The 14,217-nt window shown below is 61.8% G+C and carries 17 protein-coding genes and 2 tRNA genes; 9 read left to right on the plus strand and 10 right to left on the minus strand.

The genetic code is table 11. The features are described 5' to 3' along the window. Positions 1 to 68 precede the first annotated feature (68 nt). Positions 69 to 425 carry a hypothetical protein gene (locus tag G9463_RS05420; RefSeq protein WP_007187798.1) on the plus strand — a complete coding sequence of 119 codons (357 nt, stop codon included), beginning with the start codon at positions 69 to 71 and terminating at the stop codon, positions 423 to 425. Positions 426 to 448: 23 nt separating this feature from the next. Here the strand turns inward: G9463_RS05420 and G9463_RS05425 are convergent, their stop codons facing one another. Then, positions 449 to 2,143, minus strand: a complete 1,695-nt coding sequence (locus G9463_RS05425; protein ID WP_011223211.1) for a potassium transporter TrkG — start codon at positions 2,141 to 2,143, stop codon at positions 449 to 451. Between the two features lies 1 nt (position 2,144). Beyond that, positions 2,145 to 2,828, minus strand: a complete 684-nt coding sequence (locus tag G9463_RS05430; protein WP_011223210.1) for a TrkA family potassium uptake protein — start codon at positions 2,826 to 2,828, stop codon at positions 2,145 to 2,147. A 124-nt stretch (positions 2,829 to 2,952) separates the two neighbouring features. On the opposite strand from G9463_RS05430, the gene G9463_RS24280 reads away from it, so the two are divergent. From G9463_RS24280 to G9463_RS05440, 3 genes are all read left to right on the plus strand, one after another. After that, positions 2,953 to 3,087 (plus strand): hypothetical protein, encoded by a 135-nt coding sequence (locus G9463_RS24280; RefSeq protein WP_004961683.1) that lies wholly within the window; start codon positions 2,953 to 2,955, stop codon positions 3,085 to 3,087. A 128-nt stretch (positions 3,088 to 3,215) separates the two neighbouring features. Next, on the plus strand, positions 3,216 to 4,094 hold the full coding sequence (locus G9463_RS05435; RefSeq protein ID WP_121303015.1) for a shikimate kinase: 879 nt from the start codon (positions 3,216 to 3,218) through the stop codon (positions 4,092 to 4,094). Beyond that, a complete protein-coding gene (locus G9463_RS05440) occupies positions 4,091 to 4,384 on the plus strand; it encodes a chorismate mutase (protein WP_004961688.1) in 294 nt (97 codons plus the stop codon). The genes G9463_RS05435 and G9463_RS05440 overlap by 4 nt, the downstream gene beginning before the upstream one ends. 75 nt (positions 4,385 to 4,459) lie before the next feature. Here G9463_RS05440 and G9463_RS05445 read toward each other — a convergent pair whose 3' ends face one another. The 4 genes from G9463_RS05445 to G9463_RS05460 all read right to left on the minus strand — a co-directional run bounded on the left by G9463_RS05445 (position 4,460) and on the right by G9463_RS05460 (position 6,796). Further along, positions 4,460 to 5,140 (minus strand): carbonic anhydrase, encoded by a 681-nt coding sequence (locus G9463_RS05445; RefSeq protein ID WP_165896195.1) that lies wholly within the window; start codon positions 5,138 to 5,140, stop codon positions 4,460 to 4,462. A gap of 264 nt (positions 5,141 to 5,404) precedes the next feature. After that, positions 5,405 to 5,585, minus strand: a tRNA-Trp gene (locus G9463_RS05450). Between the two features lie 54 nt (positions 5,586 to 5,639). Then, the gene (locus G9463_RS05455) at positions 5,640 to 5,867 is read right to left on the minus strand and encodes a DUF5795 family protein (RefSeq protein WP_004961693.1); all 228 of its coding nucleotides are present in this window, start codon (positions 5,865 to 5,867) and stop codon (positions 5,640 to 5,642) included. Positions 5,868 to 5,908: 41 nt separating this feature from the next. After that, complete coding sequence (locus tag G9463_RS05460) at positions 5,909 to 6,796, minus strand: DUF5794 domain-containing protein (RefSeq protein ID WP_004961697.1); 888 nt, start codon at positions 6,794 to 6,796, stop codon at positions 5,909 to 5,911. Positions 6,797 to 7,209: 413 nt separating this feature from the next. Here G9463_RS05460 and guaB point away from each other — a divergent pair, with 413 nt between their 5' ends. Further along, positions 7,210 to 8,694, plus strand: coding sequence for an IMP dehydrogenase (guaB, locus tag G9463_RS05465; protein ID WP_165896196.1), 1,485 nt, complete (start codon positions 7,210 to 7,212; stop codon positions 8,692 to 8,694). Between the two features lie 204 nt (positions 8,695 to 8,898). Here guaB and G9463_RS05470 read toward each other — a convergent pair whose 3' ends face one another. After that, positions 8,899 to 9,123 (minus strand): hypothetical protein, encoded by a 225-nt coding sequence (locus tag G9463_RS05470; RefSeq protein WP_004961702.1) that lies wholly within the window; start codon positions 9,121 to 9,123, stop codon positions 8,899 to 8,901. Between the two features lie 87 nt (positions 9,124 to 9,210). Here G9463_RS05470 and G9463_RS05475 point away from each other — a divergent pair, with 87 nt between their 5' ends. Together G9463_RS05475 and G9463_RS05480 are read left to right on the plus strand one after the other, a co-directional pair. After that, a complete protein-coding gene (locus G9463_RS05475; protein WP_165896219.1) occupies positions 9,211 to 9,651 on the plus strand; it encodes a GNAT family N-acetyltransferase in 441 nt (146 codons plus the stop codon). A gap of 137 nt (positions 9,652 to 9,788) precedes the next feature. Continuing rightward, positions 9,789 to 10,580 (plus strand): YihY/virulence factor BrkB family protein, encoded by a 792-nt coding sequence (locus tag G9463_RS05480; protein WP_165896197.1) that lies wholly within the window; start codon positions 9,789 to 9,791, stop codon positions 10,578 to 10,580. 326 nt (positions 10,581 to 10,906) lie between these two features. Here the strand turns inward: G9463_RS05480 and G9463_RS05485 are convergent. Then, positions 10,907 to 10,980, minus strand: a tRNA-Lys gene (locus tag G9463_RS05485). A gap of 255 nt (positions 10,981 to 11,235) precedes the next feature. Between G9463_RS05485 and G9463_RS05490 the strand changes: the two genes are divergently transcribed. Further along, positions 11,236 to 12,702 (plus strand): DHH family phosphoesterase, encoded by a 1,467-nt coding sequence (locus G9463_RS05490; RefSeq protein WP_165896198.1) that lies wholly within the window; start codon positions 11,236 to 11,238, stop codon positions 12,700 to 12,702. Here the strand turns inward: G9463_RS05490 and G9463_RS05495 are convergent. Continuing rightward, positions 12,699 to 12,998, minus strand: coding sequence for a PRC-barrel domain-containing protein (locus G9463_RS05495; protein WP_004961709.1), 300 nt, complete (start codon positions 12,996 to 12,998; stop codon positions 12,699 to 12,701). The genes G9463_RS05490 and G9463_RS05495 overlap by 4 nt on opposite strands. Positions 12,999 to 13,201: 203 nt before the next feature. Between G9463_RS05495 and G9463_RS05500 the strand changes: the two genes are divergently transcribed. Beyond that, on the plus strand, positions 13,202 to 13,657 hold the full coding sequence (locus G9463_RS05500; protein WP_165896199.1) for a redoxin domain-containing protein: 456 nt from the start codon (positions 13,202 to 13,204) through the stop codon (positions 13,655 to 13,657). On the opposite strand, the gene G9463_RS05505 is transcribed toward G9463_RS05500, so the two are convergent. Beyond that, positions 13,658 to 14,197 (minus strand): GNAT family N-acetyltransferase, encoded by a 540-nt coding sequence (locus G9463_RS05505; protein WP_165896200.1) that lies wholly within the window; start codon positions 14,195 to 14,197, stop codon positions 13,658 to 13,660. Positions 14,198 to 14,217: the final 20 nt, after the last annotated feature.

Here is a 14,217-nt window from a genome sequence, read left to right on the forward strand (position 1 = left end):
GGAAACACCTTCTGCTGTTGTTTGTAGCTGCCAGTTCAGTTATATTCCTCCCAGATAGAGATGTGAGTATGTCTAGTCATGAAAACGAGCCGACACCGCCTGAGGGGCTCCCGGATGAAGTAGCAGCGGAACTGCCACAGTTGACGCCTGATGAACTCCGCAATACGATCATCTATGCGCAGGAGCTGTTACAATTCCACGACGAGACGGCCTCACCGGTAGAGCCGGGCCCCAACGAGGAAATCCTTCGTGCGACCAAACGCGACGGCTACACCGAGGTGGTGAAGCGGACGACCTGTGCTGAAGACTGTGGTGACTGCCCACACGGTCCGTATCTCTACCACGTCAAGGAGGAGACCAGACCCGAGGGCGGTACGAAAGTCCACTGGATGTTCCTCGGCGAAGTCTACCCTGATGAAGAGTGAAAGACTGCGGGGCGACCGCTCAGCTACGGGTCGAGCCCGTACAGCCCGGCGCGGATGAACACGAGTATCGGGATAATCTCCAGTCGGCCGACCCACATATTCAACACGAACATCCCCTCCGCAATCGCGGGCATCGACGGGCCGGTGATGCCCGATGAAAGGCCGACGTTCCCCTGCGCGCTGGCGACTTCGAACAGGGCATCGGCGTAGCCGAACGCTGGTCCTGCGACGTTGGTGAGGACGACGCTGCTGATGATGAGAATGATGAGCCACAGCAGCGTGACGATGGCCGCTTCGCTGAACTCCCGCTCCATCGACTCACGGTCGAGCGTCCGGTTGCCAATACGGGCCGTAATCACCGCGTTTGTCGGGAGGAACACCCGCGAGAACTGCCAGATGATGCCGCGAACGATGGTGTAGCCCCGGATGATTTTGATGCCTCCGACAGTGGACCCCGCAGCGCCGCCAAGCACCATCGCACCGGCCACGAGTACCTTGCCGCCGGCGAGCCAGCGACCGATTGGTGCCGACTGGAAGCCGGTACAGCTGAGGGCGCTGACCCACTGGAACGTCGAGTCCCGGACCGCGTCGAGCTGTGCGGCGTTGAGCATCGGCACGGAAACCGGCAGGAACGACTGGGTGGCAAACGCCTCAGTCGTCGCAGGAACGGACCACGCGTTTTGTACTGAGAGACCAACGACGCCGACCGTGAGCAGGATGAACAGCCAGCGGGTCTGCAGGTCCGTCACCAGTTCACGAACCTGCCTGTCGTGTAAGACGACGTAGTGGACCGGGAACGCAATCGCACCGAGAATCATGATCGGCAACAGGACGGTCTCGACAAGCGGCGAGTTGTACGTTGCAATCGAGTTGTCAGTGACCGAGAACCCGCCGGTCGTGAGCCCAGTCATGGCATGGTTGAGTGCCTGCCAGGCGACCTCCCACAGCGGCAGCGACTCCGCGTACTCGCTGTCGCTGGCGAGGATAGCACCGAACAGCAGCGCGAACGAAAGGACTGTGTAGCCGACAACGAGTTTCCAGACCGTTCGGACGGTAGAGACGACGCTTGGATGGATCTTTTCCTCTCGGGCCTCGCTCTGGTAAAGGGCGTAACTACCGCTGCCGGGTCGTGAAAGGATAGACACGGTCAGGACGATGACGCCGACGCCGCCGACGTACTGGATGAACGACCGCCACCACTGGACTGCGCGGGGGAGCGAGGGCTCGTGAATCGCCATCGTCAGGCCGCTCCCGGTCCATCCGCTCATGCTCTCGAAAAAGGCATGGAGCGGATTCCGGAAGTACGCCAGACTGGAAAGCGTCGTCGTTCCGCCGACCCTGATCGGCGCCCACGTACTCGTGTCCGTTCCGACCGGAACGAACGTATCCATGACAGCAGGAGGCGTGAACCACGCGGTCAACAGGAACGGCAACGAGCCGAACGCGGCGACCAGCAGCCACCCGCCGGCGGCGATGACCATGCCGTGTTTCATCTGTGGGGCTGGAGCATCGGAGAACCCGCGGTTCGCGAGACCGCCGACGCCAGCGGTCATCCCGGCCGCGGTAAAGAACCCAAACGCGGCGTAGAACTCTTGAAAGCCCAGCGCAACCGCGGCTGTAATCGTCATCAACCCGGCCTCCATCAGCAGGAGGGACCCGATATCGCGGGCGATTGTCTGCAGGTCTGTCGGGAACAGCCCGCCGTTCCGTCGTGACATATCAGTTGTGGTCCTCAGAGTGACCAAAGATGTCGGTCACCTCCGGCGTCGCACCCTCTCCCGAGTAGACCGTGAGGAGGTCGTCCGCCTCGATACGCGTATCGCCGCGGGGCGTTATTGGGTCACCATCGCCATTACGCTCGATAGCTACGATGAGCGTCTGGCCACCGATGAGGCCCTCCGAGTTGGCTTCCTGTAGCGTCTTGCCAGCAATCGGAGCACCTGGGGTGACCGTTATTTCGAACACTTCCGCGTGATCGCCAATGCGCATGAAGTCAACGATAGACGGCCGTTTGACGGCCCGATAGAGATACTCGGCGATGAGCCGCTGTGGGTTCTGCATCGTGTTGACGCCGATCTGGCGGAACACGTTCATGTGCTCAGGATTGTGGACAACTGAGACGATGTCCGGCACTTCGAGTTCCTGTGCCAGCAGACAGACCATGATGTTGGTCGCGTCCTGATCGGTTGTCGAGATGAGCGCGTCGGCACGGTCTGCACCGGCGTCCTCTAGCGTATCCTTCACCGTCGCGTCGTCGTTGATAACGAGACAGTCGTACTGTCTCGACGCGCGTTCCGCTCGTTCCGCGTCGCGTTCGATAACGACGACCTCGTTGCCCCCTGCTGTCGCAATCTCAAGCAACGGCGACCCGATATCACCGGCACCAACGATGACAATATACATTTTTGCCAGTGTACTGAACCGATGGTTGAAAGCCTACCGTTCCCAGTCACAGGGAGGCCATTGCGGTAATTCGGGGCAGTCCCGCTCCCAAACCACTATACTGTCCCCGACTGAATCCCACGGTATGGCAACTCTCACCGAGCAGTTCGACCATCCAGCGTGGCTGACGGCCGCCGGGACGCTGGCCGGCTATGGCATCATCCTCCTATTCATGTTCCTGTTGCTGTTTATTCTGCCGTATCTCCTGTTCCCAGCCTAAGACGGGGTACTGCAGCCGGACGCCGGTGTATCGCATTACTAGACAGAACCACATCGGCTGCTGCGGTCAATATGACCGCTACAGGGGTATCGCAGTTAGTAAATAGGTCCGTGTGGGAGTACACGTCGATGGAAGGGAAGGCAGCAGCGCCCGCAGCAGGGACGGTCCTCAACGCGCTCGCGACCGGCCGCGGCGCGGCGTTTGCTATCGACGAGTACACGACAGCGACCGTCACGCTCTCGACCGAGACCGACGGCGTCACCGGTGAGGTGGACGGTGCGCCGGACGCCGACACGCGGCTCATCGAACGCTGTGTCGAGTACGTCATCGACGCCCACGGCGGCCCACAGAACGTGGGTGTCCCGGCAGTCTCCGGCGGGACCGTCCGCACCGAGAGCGAGGTCCCGATGGCGTCGGGGCTCAAAAGCTCCAGTGCGGCCGCAAACGCGACTGTCATGGCGACGCTCGACGCGCTTGACGCGACCGAGCGGATGAGCCGCGAGGACATGGCCCGTCTCGGCGTCATGGCCGCCCGCGACGTGGGTGTCACCGTCACCGGGGCCTTCGACGACGCGTCGGCGTCGATGCTCGGCGGCGTCACCGTCACCGACAACGAGGATGACGCGCTCCTTGCCCGCGAGGAAATCGACTGGGATGTGCTCGTCTGGACGCCGCCGGAACAGTCTTTCAGTGCTGACGCGGATGTCGAGCGATGCCGGCAGATCGCACCGATGGCCCGCCTCGTCGAGGACCTCGCACTCGATGGCGACTACCAGCGGGCCATGACCGTCAACGGCCTCGCGTTCTCGGCCGCGCTGGATTTCGAGACGGACCCGGTTCTCGACGCGCTCCAGCACGTCGAGGGCGTCTCACTGTCCGGAACGGGGCCGTCGTTTACCGCCGTCGGCGAACGGGCGGCACTCGAAGCTGTACAGGACACTTGGGACAAGCGACCCGGGGCGACCTGGCTGACGACGACACAAACAGAGGGAACACACACAGTATGAGCACGAATTCAAACCCAGAGGATATGTCGCTGGACGAACTGCGCGACGAAATCCGGACAATCGACCGCGAGATCGTTGAGAAGATCGCACAGCGAACCTACGTGGCCGACACCATCGCACAGGTCAAAGACGAGAAGGGGTTGCCGACGACCGACGAGCAACAGGAGCAAGCCGTCATGGACCGCGCCGGCGACAACGCGGAGCAGTTCGACGTCGACCAGAATCTCGTCAAAGCGATCTTCCGGCTCCTGATCGAACTTAACAAGGTCGAACAGCGAGAGAACAGATAGTAAGAACCTGTTTTGATGTGGTCGGTATAGTCCGAGACTCGGTTTTAACGCTCACTCACCACCTTCACCGTCCTGTTAGTACTCCCAGAGACGGTTGATCCGTGAGTCGATATCGGGATGGGCTGCCCGGAGCGCGTCGACATCGGTTTCGCCGTCGACGTTGATTACGTGGACCTCACCCCGTTGCCCCCCGTACACGTCCTGAAAGTCGTAGACGACACCGAACACGTCGACGGCGTCGGGCACGTCATCGCTGTCTCGGAGGAACTCGACTTGTCTATCGACGTTGTACTCGACAAGCCGGTTGATGGCTGCCGCCCGCTCGATATCCTCCGGGAGATGTTCCAGCGCAGGCTCGAGATGGGGCTTGAGAACACCGAGACAGTGGTCAATGCCGGCCGGCTCGTCAAGACCATCGGTCAGGTCATCGTACGTCGCGGTCACCGCTCCACAACCGGTGTGGCCGACGACGACGGCCGTTTCGGTCATGGTGTGCTCGATCGGGTACAACACGTCACCGGACACCGCCTCGCCGGACGCGGTCTGCTGGATAACTCGGTTCCCGATGTTGCTACAGGTAAAGAGATGCCCCGGCTCGCTGTTGCCCCACATATGGTCCTGCAGCACCCGCGAGTCGGAGCAACAGACCGTGACAGCATCGGGTGTTTGTGAGTTCTGGACGCTGTCGAACCGGTCCCGGAACGCCGCCGCGTGGTCGGCGTTTCCGGCAAGTAAATCACGTAATAACTGACTCATGCGTGGGCAGATAGCCGCCATGCAGTAAACTCATTGGACTTGGGCAGTGTTGGCGTCTGCAACTCGGCACTGACTACAGGTCCGTGCTTTCAGAATGCTCTGGCAGTGCTGAGGATGGGTTTAGAGCCATATCTATTGGGTTGCGACGTCCTACTGTGATGCAAGCCAGCGAACAGACCGGTCTGAAAGGGTAACGGTATGTGGTCGGAGAGACTTGAGCAAAAGAGCCTCTGCTGGCAATTTTGGAGCGTGAAACGCGAGAAATGGGGTCGGAGGGATTTGAACCCCCGATCGGCTGATATCTCCGTCCTGCGCCTCGGAACTCCAGAGGGTCATCGTCGCGAACCGGTGATCAGCCGGCCGCTCAGTATATCAGCCCTTGGAGTGTCGTCCCAGGCGCGTGGCCTCTGGAGTCAGCCGCCTTCCCGGACTAGGCCACGACCCCGCACTCCGGCGTAAGCCGACTCGCATTAAAGGGATTTCGATTGGCAGACGGCGCTCAGTCGCGGTCGGTGTCAGACCAGTCGCATTCCTGGCACTTGTATCCCGTAACGAATTCCAGCGCAGAGGGCATGTACCCCACGGAGATGACGTTCTCGCCGCATTCCGGGCAGTCGTCATCGGCGTCTTCGATAGGCTCTGCGTCCATAACACCGTCTCCTTCGATGAGTTCGGCCAGGCTCTCGGGGGTCTGCATCCGACCCTGGACCACGCGATTGTCGCTCATACCGGACGACCGGGCCTGAGAGGCCTAAAAGTTCTCCCTCGTCACAGCCACGGGGCGCGTTCTTGATCCGGTTCGTACTCGACCGCGGCCCCTTCGTCGGTCTGCTCGTCGGCGGCAACGCCCTGGGACGCGCCGCCGTCGGCGAAGGCGGCGGTGAGGTCCACGGCGTCCGGTCGGTATTCCGTGTGACGCGTGCGGGCGTTCTCCGGGTCGAACGACAGCAGCGCCGTGACAGCGAGCACGGCCAGCGCCACGGGCGCGTCGGTCGGCATCACGCCGAGGACCGAAAGGGCGAGGACGCCGAGCGCGACAGCACTACCGAAGCGAAAGCGGTCGATGTCGACGGCGTTACGCAGCCACGGGCTCGCCAGTGCGACGGCGAGGGCGAAGCCGATACCGACGCCCGTGGTGGCGGCCGCGCGGAGCAAGACACCGGGTTCGATAGCGGTGACCAGCGTTGCGCCGGCGGGGTCAAGGCTCGCCAGCAGGCCGAGGACGACGATGACGGCTGGCCGCGGCAGGTACTCGCCGATTCGGGCGCTCGCGGTCTGTGCTGCGATGGCGAGGATGACGAGGCCGGCGAACCGTTCGAGGGTCCCTAGTTCGACGAGTCCCGCAATCGTCGGCGCAAGGGCCGCTTCGACGAGCGCGATCGGCATCAACACGGCTCCGATGATGAGTACAGAGCGCGCCTGCTGCCGGGGGCCGCCTTCGAGTTCGGCTAACACGACAGCGACGGTGGCCGACCCGCCGAAGACGAGCAAGCCCACTTCGAGGACGCCCATCCAGGTCGAGAGTGCCCCCGCGAGGACGAGCACCGGGAAGATGCCGTCGACGAGCGGCAGACCCATGACGGTCGCCAGCAGCCGGCCACCGCGGCCGACCTGCTGCTCGATGTCGAGTGCAATCGGGTGTCTGGAGCTACTCATGTCGTGCTACGGTTGAGCGTAACCCAACTCCCGTTGGGAGGTTCTCACTCGGTCCTGACGAACACGACAGAATTGCCAGAACTTCTTACCGAACCACGTGAACGCTGTATTGCCCGACGCTGTGGACGTCATCTGACGGGCAGTACCGTTCCGTGCGGGTTCGGTGAGTCGCATGTTTTTAATTATCCTTCATTCGCACATAACCGTTGCGTGAGAACTGCGCACATACGCCACCGTTTCTCCGGAATAGCCCGTTGTTTGTGGACGAATGTCTCACCTTCGGGACCAGGGAGTGACAAATGAGAGATCGATAGCGGATTTCTGGAACGGGGTGCCAGAGAGACGTGTGGCATCGAACCTCACGTAGCGCCGAGTCTCGCAACGTTTTTGCCGGGCCGTCGTTGACGGTTTACATGGCGAACGATTCCGAGCCTTTCTCAGAGAAGCTCCGAGTGCCGGAGGCGCTGACGTTCGACGACGTACTCCTCAGACCCAAGGAGTCCCGTGTCGAACCCGACGAGGCAGATACCACAACGCGGGTCTCGAAGTCGGTCGAACTGACCGTCCCCGTTGTCTCCGCGGCAATGGACACCGTCACCGAGAGTGACATGGCGATCGCGATGGCACGCCAGGGCGGCATTGGCGTCCTCCACCGCAACATGAACGCCGACCAGATGGCGACCGAGATCGAGCGGGTCAAACGCGCCGACGAGCTCATTATCCGCGATGTCGTGACGGCCAGCCCGAACCAGACCGTCCGCGAGGTCGACAAGATGATGGAACACGAGGGCGTTTCCGGCGCGCCGGTCGTCGACGACGACAACGGCGAAGTGCTGGGTATCATATCCGGGACGGACATTCGGCCGTATCTGGAGGTCGGCGAGGACGACGCCGTCACGGACGCGATGACTGACGAAGTCGTCACCGCCCCCGAAGATGTGACGCCCCGCGAGGCGCTGGAACTGATGTACGACCACAAGATCGAGCGCGTCCCTATTGTCGATGGCGAGAACCGACTCGTCGGGCTGGTCACGATGCAGGGCATCCTCCAGCGTCGCGAGTACGACCAAGCCGCCCGCGCAGACGACGGCTCGCTCCGCTGTGGTGCCGCCGTCGGCCCCTTCGAGATGGACCGCGCGCAGGTCGCCGACGAGGCCGGTGCTGACATCCTGTTCATCGACTGTGCGCACGCCCACAACGCGAACGTCATCGAGAGCGCCCGCGAGATCAAGGCCGAAGTAGACGCTGACGTGGTCGTCGGCAACATCGGGACCCGGGAAGCCGCTGAGGCCGTCGTCGACTTCGCCGACGGCGTCAAGGTGGGTATCGGCCCCGGCTCCATCTGTACGACTCGTGTGGTCACCGGGTCGGGGATGCCACAGATCACCGCCGTTGCGCAGGTCGCCGACGTGGCGAGCCAGCACGACGTGCCGGTCATCGCCGACGGCGGCATCCGGTACTCCGGCGACGCCATCAAGGCCATCGCCGCGGGCGCTGACGCGGTGATGCTCGGTTCGTACTTCGCCGGGACCGACGAGGCTCCGGGCCGCGTCATCACGATGAATGGCAAGAAGTACAAGCAGTACCGCGGCATGGGCAGCGTCGGCGCGATGAACGAGGGCGGCGGCGAACGCTACCTCAAGGACGACGAAGAGGGCGAGGAGTTCGTCCCTGAAGGCGTCGAAGCCGCGACACCGTACAAGGGCTCGCTGGCCTCCGAACTCCACCAGCTCGTCGGCGGGATGCAGTCCGGGATGGGCTACGTCGGAGCCGAGACGATACCCGAGTTCAAGCAACGCGCCGAGTTTGTTCGGGTCTCTGCCGCGGGACAGCAGGAGAGCCACCCACACGACGTGATGATTACGGACGAAGCACCCAACTACAGCCCCGACAACTAACGCTGTCGACCGAGGAACGCAAGAAAGTCGAAGCCGACTATAATGCGGTTTCGCAGGCCGGACTACACGCTTCTTTCTGTGCCGCATTTGCGTCGGGATACGCTTTGAACGACGCACCACAGCTCGCACACTCGAACGTGTCGAAGTCGGACATAGCGGCCCAGTATACTCGCGCCGCAGAAAAAATTATTTCGGGAGTGTCCGTCAGTCGTAGTAGTCTTCGTCCAGCGGCAGTTCCGTCCCGGACGACGTGACTTTGTCGACAGTCGTCTCCAGACGGAGTGTCTCACTGCACTCGGGACAGATGACCGCCACGTCGACCTGAAGAGAGTCATCGGCGTCGTAGATTCCCAGAACCTCCGCATCAGAGGCGTACAGATACTCCGCCGACAGTTCGTGCTCGTGGTCGCGAGCGTAGTCGTACGTCATACGTGCCCGCTTCACCCGCATCTGTGTTGATGGTTTCGGCGATTCCAAGTGACAGCACATACAGGGGATCCGCTCGAAGTCGCAGACATGGGCGACTTGGAAATCAGTGTCGGCACCTGGGATGCGTTCGAAGATGCGGCAACAGCCGTCAGGACAGCAGTGTTCGTCGAGGAACAGGGCGTCTCCGAGGACGAGGAACTCGATGGAAACGACTCGGATGCGGTCCAGTTTCTGGCCCGTGACGACGAGTATCCCGTCGGGACTGCTCGGCTCCGGTTCCCCGAGTCCACGGTCGGCAAGATTGAGCGAGTTGCGGTCCGCGAACCCTACCGGGGTGACGGCGTCGGCGCAGCGCTGATGCGGGCTGTCGAAGACGCCGCTCGGGACGACGGCGCAACCGAACTCAAACTCCACGCACAGACCCACGTTGAACCATTTTACCAGCAGCTCGGCTATGAGACGGTTAGCGACGAGTTCGAGGAAGCGGGCATTCCACACGTCAAGATGCAAAAGCGACTGAACGACTGAAATGGGCGCACGGTGACTTACAGGCCGACTGCATGATAAGAGACGAGTATGGTATCGCGGGCGACCAGTCGTAGCTGTCTCGTGATCTCAGATGTTCCAGCACAAACATGTTTCCCTGCTTCCACCCTTCTGGGGACATGGCGCAACGCGCCGGGTGGGTAGCAACCGCGAGGACAGTCGCCGGTATCGCGTACGGGAGCGATATCAGGTACATCGCCACGTCGCTGGCGTACTACGCGTTCATCTCGCTCATGCCGGTGCTGTTGCTCGTGTTCATCGTCTTCGGCCGGCAACTGGCTGACGTGGTTTCAGTCACGGGAGCGCGGTTCCTCACTCCCGATACACAGCAACTGCTGTACGAGGGATTAACAGCTGCGACGGGCCGGACAGCAGCGACAATTCTCTCCGTGGTCGTGCTGGCATGGAGCGGTGCCAATGTTGCGGTCGGCTTCCTGACCGTTGTCGAGCGTGTCGAGGCGGTGGCGGAGAAGCCACTCCCGAAGCAGGTGTGCGACGCTGCAGTTGTTCTCGGGACGCTTACTGCCGCAATTCTCGTGATACTCGCCCAGAGCGTGTTCCTGTCCCTCTTTGCCACCGGTCTGCTGAGCGTGCTCGTCGGATTCGCCGTCCTGTTCGTCGCTCTGGCTGTGACGCTGCTGCCCCTGTATTTCGTCCCGTCACGTGTCGCTGGCTCGCTTACTGCATCTCTCCCGGGCGCGATAACGACAGCACTGGGCTGGACCGTCGTTCACGCGGTGATCCAGTTCTTTGCCGCTAACGCCGGACAGTACGCTATCTACGGCGTCCTCAGCGGCCTCATCCTCATCCTCACAGGCGCGTATGTGGCCGCGATTGTCCTGATGATTGGTGTCGTTGTCAACGCAGTACTCGCCACCGACGCTGACGACCTGTACGACGCAAGTGGCTGAGGCTGTGACCGTCCTCTTCTGGGTCGCTCGTTCCATCATTCAAACCCCTTCCTATCGAATTCGCGCCGCTCACGGTTCGTTCGCGGCGCAAGAATACAGGCCGGAAGGGATTTGAACCACGGTCGGACGTGCTTGCTTCGCGTGACCTCCCTGATGCAAACCTCTTCGGCTGACTATACCAGCGACTCGCGAATTCACGAGCCGCAGTAAGTAGCGGGCCGGAAGGGATTTGAACCACCGGAACTTCGCTCCCACAGGTCGCTCGTTCCATAGTTCAAAACCGCTTCGTAGCCGCTTTGCTCCTCACGAAGTGTTCGTCGCAAAAGCGGGCCGGAAGGGATTTGAACCCTCGACCGACGGCTTAAGAGGCCGTCGCTCTGCCAGACTGAGCTACCGGCCCAGTGCACTCAATTCTCTGGACGGCCCGGTAAAATAGGTTTTCATTCGGACGCCTCGTGTCGGTCGGTATCACGTTTCTTGTACACAGTAGTCGGCTAGCGGTGACGGACTGACAGACGAATCGCACGGTGCGCGACTATGATCGCGCCTGGCGATGTCTGACGGCCTCTCAAGCCCGTTTTTCAGGAAACCGTTCCCAGTTGTTGGAGAAATAGCTGGCATTAAAGGGGCTTGACGCCAAGCGATACAGACACTAATGAGTACAGCCAGCGGCATCACGATGGCCTCTATGTCGACCTACGCCATCCTCGGGTGTGGGAGTGTTGGCCACGCCGTGGCGGAAGAACTCGTCGAGGAGGGGAAAGACGTCCTCATCCTCGACGCGGACGAGGGGCGAGTCGAGGCCCTCCGCGATCAGGACCTCAACGCACAGCAGGCAGACATCTGCGAGACTGACGTCGCCCAGACGGTCGCCGACCGCGACGTGGTGCTCATCATGTCCCCGGACGTGAACGCCAACGCCGAAGCAGTCCGGAACATCCGGGAGTCCGGCGGCGAGCAGTTCATCGTCGCCCGCGCCGACGACCCGGTGTCGGCCGACGACCTCACTGAGCTCGGTGCGGACGTGGTCATCAACCCCTCGGCGGTCATCGCCGATTCGGCGCTTCGAGCGCTGGAAACCGGGGAACTGGAGTACAAGGCCTCACAGCTCGGGGACGTCATCGACGGGACCGAGGAACGCATGGCGATACTTATCCACCGGTCGCCGGACCCGGACTCCATCGCTTCAGCGGCCGCGTTGCGGGCCATCGCTGCGAGCCGCGACGTCGAGGCCGACATCATCTACGAGGGCGAGATTGGCCACCAGGAGAACCGCGCGTTCGTCAATCTCCTCGGTATCGAACTGACATCGAACGAGGACGTCGACCTCGACGAATACGACACGTTCGCGCTGGTGGACGTTGCCAAGGGCGGCGAACCGGCCATCGACTCGGTCGACATCGTCGTCGACCACTACGAGCACGAACACGAACTAGAACACGACGCCGCCTTCTCCGATATCCGGCCGAACATCTCGGCCACGTCGACGATTCTCACGAAATACATTCAGGAACTGGACCTCAATCTCGACCAGAGCGTCGCCACAGCGCTGCTGTACGGCATCCGCGCCGAGACGCTGGATTTCAAACGGGACACGACGCCGGCGGACCTGACCGCCGCGGCGTACCTGTATCCCTTCGCCGACCACGACACGCTCGAACAGGTCGAATCGCCGTCGATGAGTCCGGAGACGCTCGACGTGCTCGCGGAAGCGATCCGGAACCGCGAGGTTCAGGGAAGCCATCTCGTCTCCAACGCCGGATTCATCCGGGATCGCGATGCGCTGGCGCAGGCGGCCCAGCACCTCCTCAATCTGGAGGGCATCACGACCACAGCCGTGTTTGCCATCGCCGACGACACCATCTACCTCGCCGCGCGCTCGAAGGATATCCGGATGAACATCGGCAAGGTGCTGTCGGACGCGTTCGGCGGGATGGGCGAGACAGCGGGCCACTCCACCGATGCCAGCGTCGAGATACCGCTTGGCATCTTTACCGGCCTCGATACCAGCGATGACAACAGAGATACACTGCTGGAACTCACTGAAGAAGCAGTTAAGCGGAAACTGTTCGAAGCAATGGGTGTCGACAGTTCCAGTAGCGAGAGTTCGAACGGTAACTAGGCGGGGACTTCTTCTTCTTCGTCGCCGGCCTCGGGCTGGCGGAGCCGTTCGACAATGTCGCTGACGATAACGACATCGCCGACAGCCTGGACCCACCGGTACGGAATGATGACGCCTCGCGACGCGTTCACCTCTTCGTCAAACAGCTCCGTGTTAAGCTGGTGGAGTGCCAGCCCTGTCACTTCCTTGCGGTCGAGTTCCAGCCGAAGGTCCTCGACTTCGCCGACGAACACGCCGTTTTTCGAATACACCTCGCGACCCACGAGGGCTGTAATCTCTTGTGGTAGATTCTCCATTCCCATACGACGGTGGTTGGTCGGATGGCTTATAAAGCTTCTTTGCGACTGAAACGTCCGCGGCGCGGGGAGTCAGTACCATGCAGCACTTCCGAAACCGATTGTCGGGCTAATTCTGTCTTCCCAGTAGCACTACCGGCACACGGGTACCAGTCGTCTGTTCGGGCCGCGGGACTTTTACCCTGCTTTCCCGTTCGCTCGGTATGCTCTCCCCTGGTGACCCTGCCCCGGATTTCGACCTGCAAGGGACCGCGGACGGAGGTGCTGGTGCCTATCGGTTGTCGGCTGCGACGAACCGCGCGCCGGCGGTCGTGGCGTTCGTTCCCGGCGACGACCCCGAGTCACGGACCGTCCTCAGTGCGCTGGCCGATGCAGACTGGGCGAGCGTATCGGATGCCGTGGCTGTCTTTGGCGTTCTCCCAGCAGGTATCGACGACTGCCGGTCGCTCGCGGCGGCGTTGTCGCTTCCCTACCCGCTGCTGGCCGACACTCACGGCGTCGCTACGCAGTTCGGCGTCCGAAAACAGGGCGAGAGTATCCAGCGAGCGGCGTTCGTCGTCGACCAGCGATGTCGTGTTCAGGTGGCAACTGTGTTCGACGACACCGACGGGACCACGCCGGCCCTCGACACGGTTCTGCGTGGCCTTGCTGAGTTGTAGCTACTCACCGTGGTCCAGTTCGCCCTCTAACAGACCGTAGATGTACACGTCTTCGTAGCAGCCATCGCGGAACCAGTGGTCCCGCAGCGTCCCCTCTCGCTGGAACCCCGTCTTTTCAAGCACGCGCTGGGAGCCCTCGTTGCCGACGAAGACCTTCGCGTACACTCGATGGAATCGACGCTCCTGAAAGGCGTACTCGGTGAGCCTCCGGGCGGCGTCGGTCGCGTAGCCGTTGCCCCACGCATCCGGCGTGAGCCAGTAGCCAAGTTCGGCCATTCCGATCCGGTCTGTGACATCGTTCAGACCGATTATACCGACCGCCTCGCCGTCGACGCAGATGAGCAGATGCACGTCATCAGTCTCGCCGCTGGTGACGGATTCGACCCACTCACGCTCAGCCTGTTCGGAGATCGGCTCTGTGGCCGAGAGACCGTGCCTGACATCCGGATTGTTGACTGTCTCTTGCAGGAACTCGACATCTTCGCCTTCGACCGTTCGGAGCGTTACTGTTTCGCCCCGGAGGAATGCTGGTCCAGGCATATGTAACCCGACGAAGGGGT

Origin of the sequence: Haloarcula sp. JP-Z28 (assembly GCF_011440255.1) — an archaeon.
Classification (GTDB): Archaea; Halobacteriota; Halobacteria; order Halobacteriales; family Haloarculaceae; genus Haloarcula; species Haloarcula marismortui.

Bases quoted from the DNA above. Each gene is read 5' to 3' on its own strand.
- G9463_RS05490 (WP_165896198.1), top strand. From the start codon at position 11,236: ATGAGTACAGCCAGCGGCATCACGATGGCCTCTATGTCGACCTACGCC.
- G9463_RS05480 (WP_165896197.1), top strand. From the start codon at position 9,789: ATGGCGCAACGCGCCGGGTGGGTAGCAACCGCGAGGACAGTCGCCGGT.
- G9463_RS24280 (WP_004961683.1), top strand. From the start codon at position 2,953: ATGGCAACTCTCACCGAGCAGTTCGACCATCCAGCGTGGCTGACGGCC.
- G9463_RS05495 (WP_004961709.1), bottom strand. From the start codon at position 12,998: ATGGAGAATCTACCACAAGAGATTACAGCCCTCGTGGGTCGCGAGGTG.
- G9463_RS05440 (WP_004961688.1), top strand. From the start codon at position 4,091: ATGAGCACGAATTCAAACCCAGAGGATATGTCGCTGGACGAACTGCGC.
- G9463_RS05445 (WP_165896195.1), bottom strand. From the start codon at position 5,140: ATGAGTCAGTTATTACGTGATTTACTTGCCGGAAACGCCGACCACGCG.
- G9463_RS05435 (WP_121303015.1), top strand. From the start codon at position 3,216: ATGGAAGGGAAGGCAGCAGCGCCCGCAGCAGGGACGGTCCTCAACGCG.
- G9463_RS05470 (WP_004961702.1), bottom strand. From the start codon at position 9,123: ATGACGTACGACTACGCTCGCGACCACGAGCACGAACTGTCGGCGGAG.
- G9463_RS05425 (WP_011223211.1), bottom strand. From the start codon at position 2,143: ATGTCACGACGGAACGGCGGGCTGTTCCCGACAGACCTGCAGACAATC.
- guaB (WP_165896196.1), top strand. From the start codon at position 7,210: ATGGCGAACGATTCCGAGCCTTTCTCAGAGAAGCTCCGAGTGCCGGAG.
- G9463_RS05460 (WP_004961697.1), bottom strand. From the start codon at position 6,796: ATGAGTAGCTCCAGACACCCGATTGCACTCGACATCGAGCAGCAGGTC.
- G9463_RS05430 (WP_011223210.1), bottom strand. From the start codon at position 2,828: ATGTATATTGTCATCGTTGGTGCCGGTGATATCGGGTCGCCGTTGCTT.
- G9463_RS05505 (WP_165896200.1), bottom strand. From the start codon at position 14,197: ATGCCTGGACCAGCATTCCTCCGGGGCGAAACAGTAACGCTCCGAACG.
- G9463_RS05455 (WP_004961693.1), bottom strand. From the start codon at position 5,867: ATGAGCGACAATCGCGTGGTCCAGGGTCGGATGCAGACCCCCGAGAGC.
- G9463_RS05475 (WP_165896219.1), top strand. From the start codon at position 9,211: ATGGGCGACTTGGAAATCAGTGTCGGCACCTGGGATGCGTTCGAAGAT.
- G9463_RS05420 (WP_007187798.1), top strand. From the start codon at position 69: ATGTCTAGTCATGAAAACGAGCCGACACCGCCTGAGGGGCTCCCGGAT.
- G9463_RS05500 (WP_165896199.1), top strand. From the start codon at position 13,202: ATGCTCTCCCCTGGTGACCCTGCCCCGGATTTCGACCTGCAAGGGACC.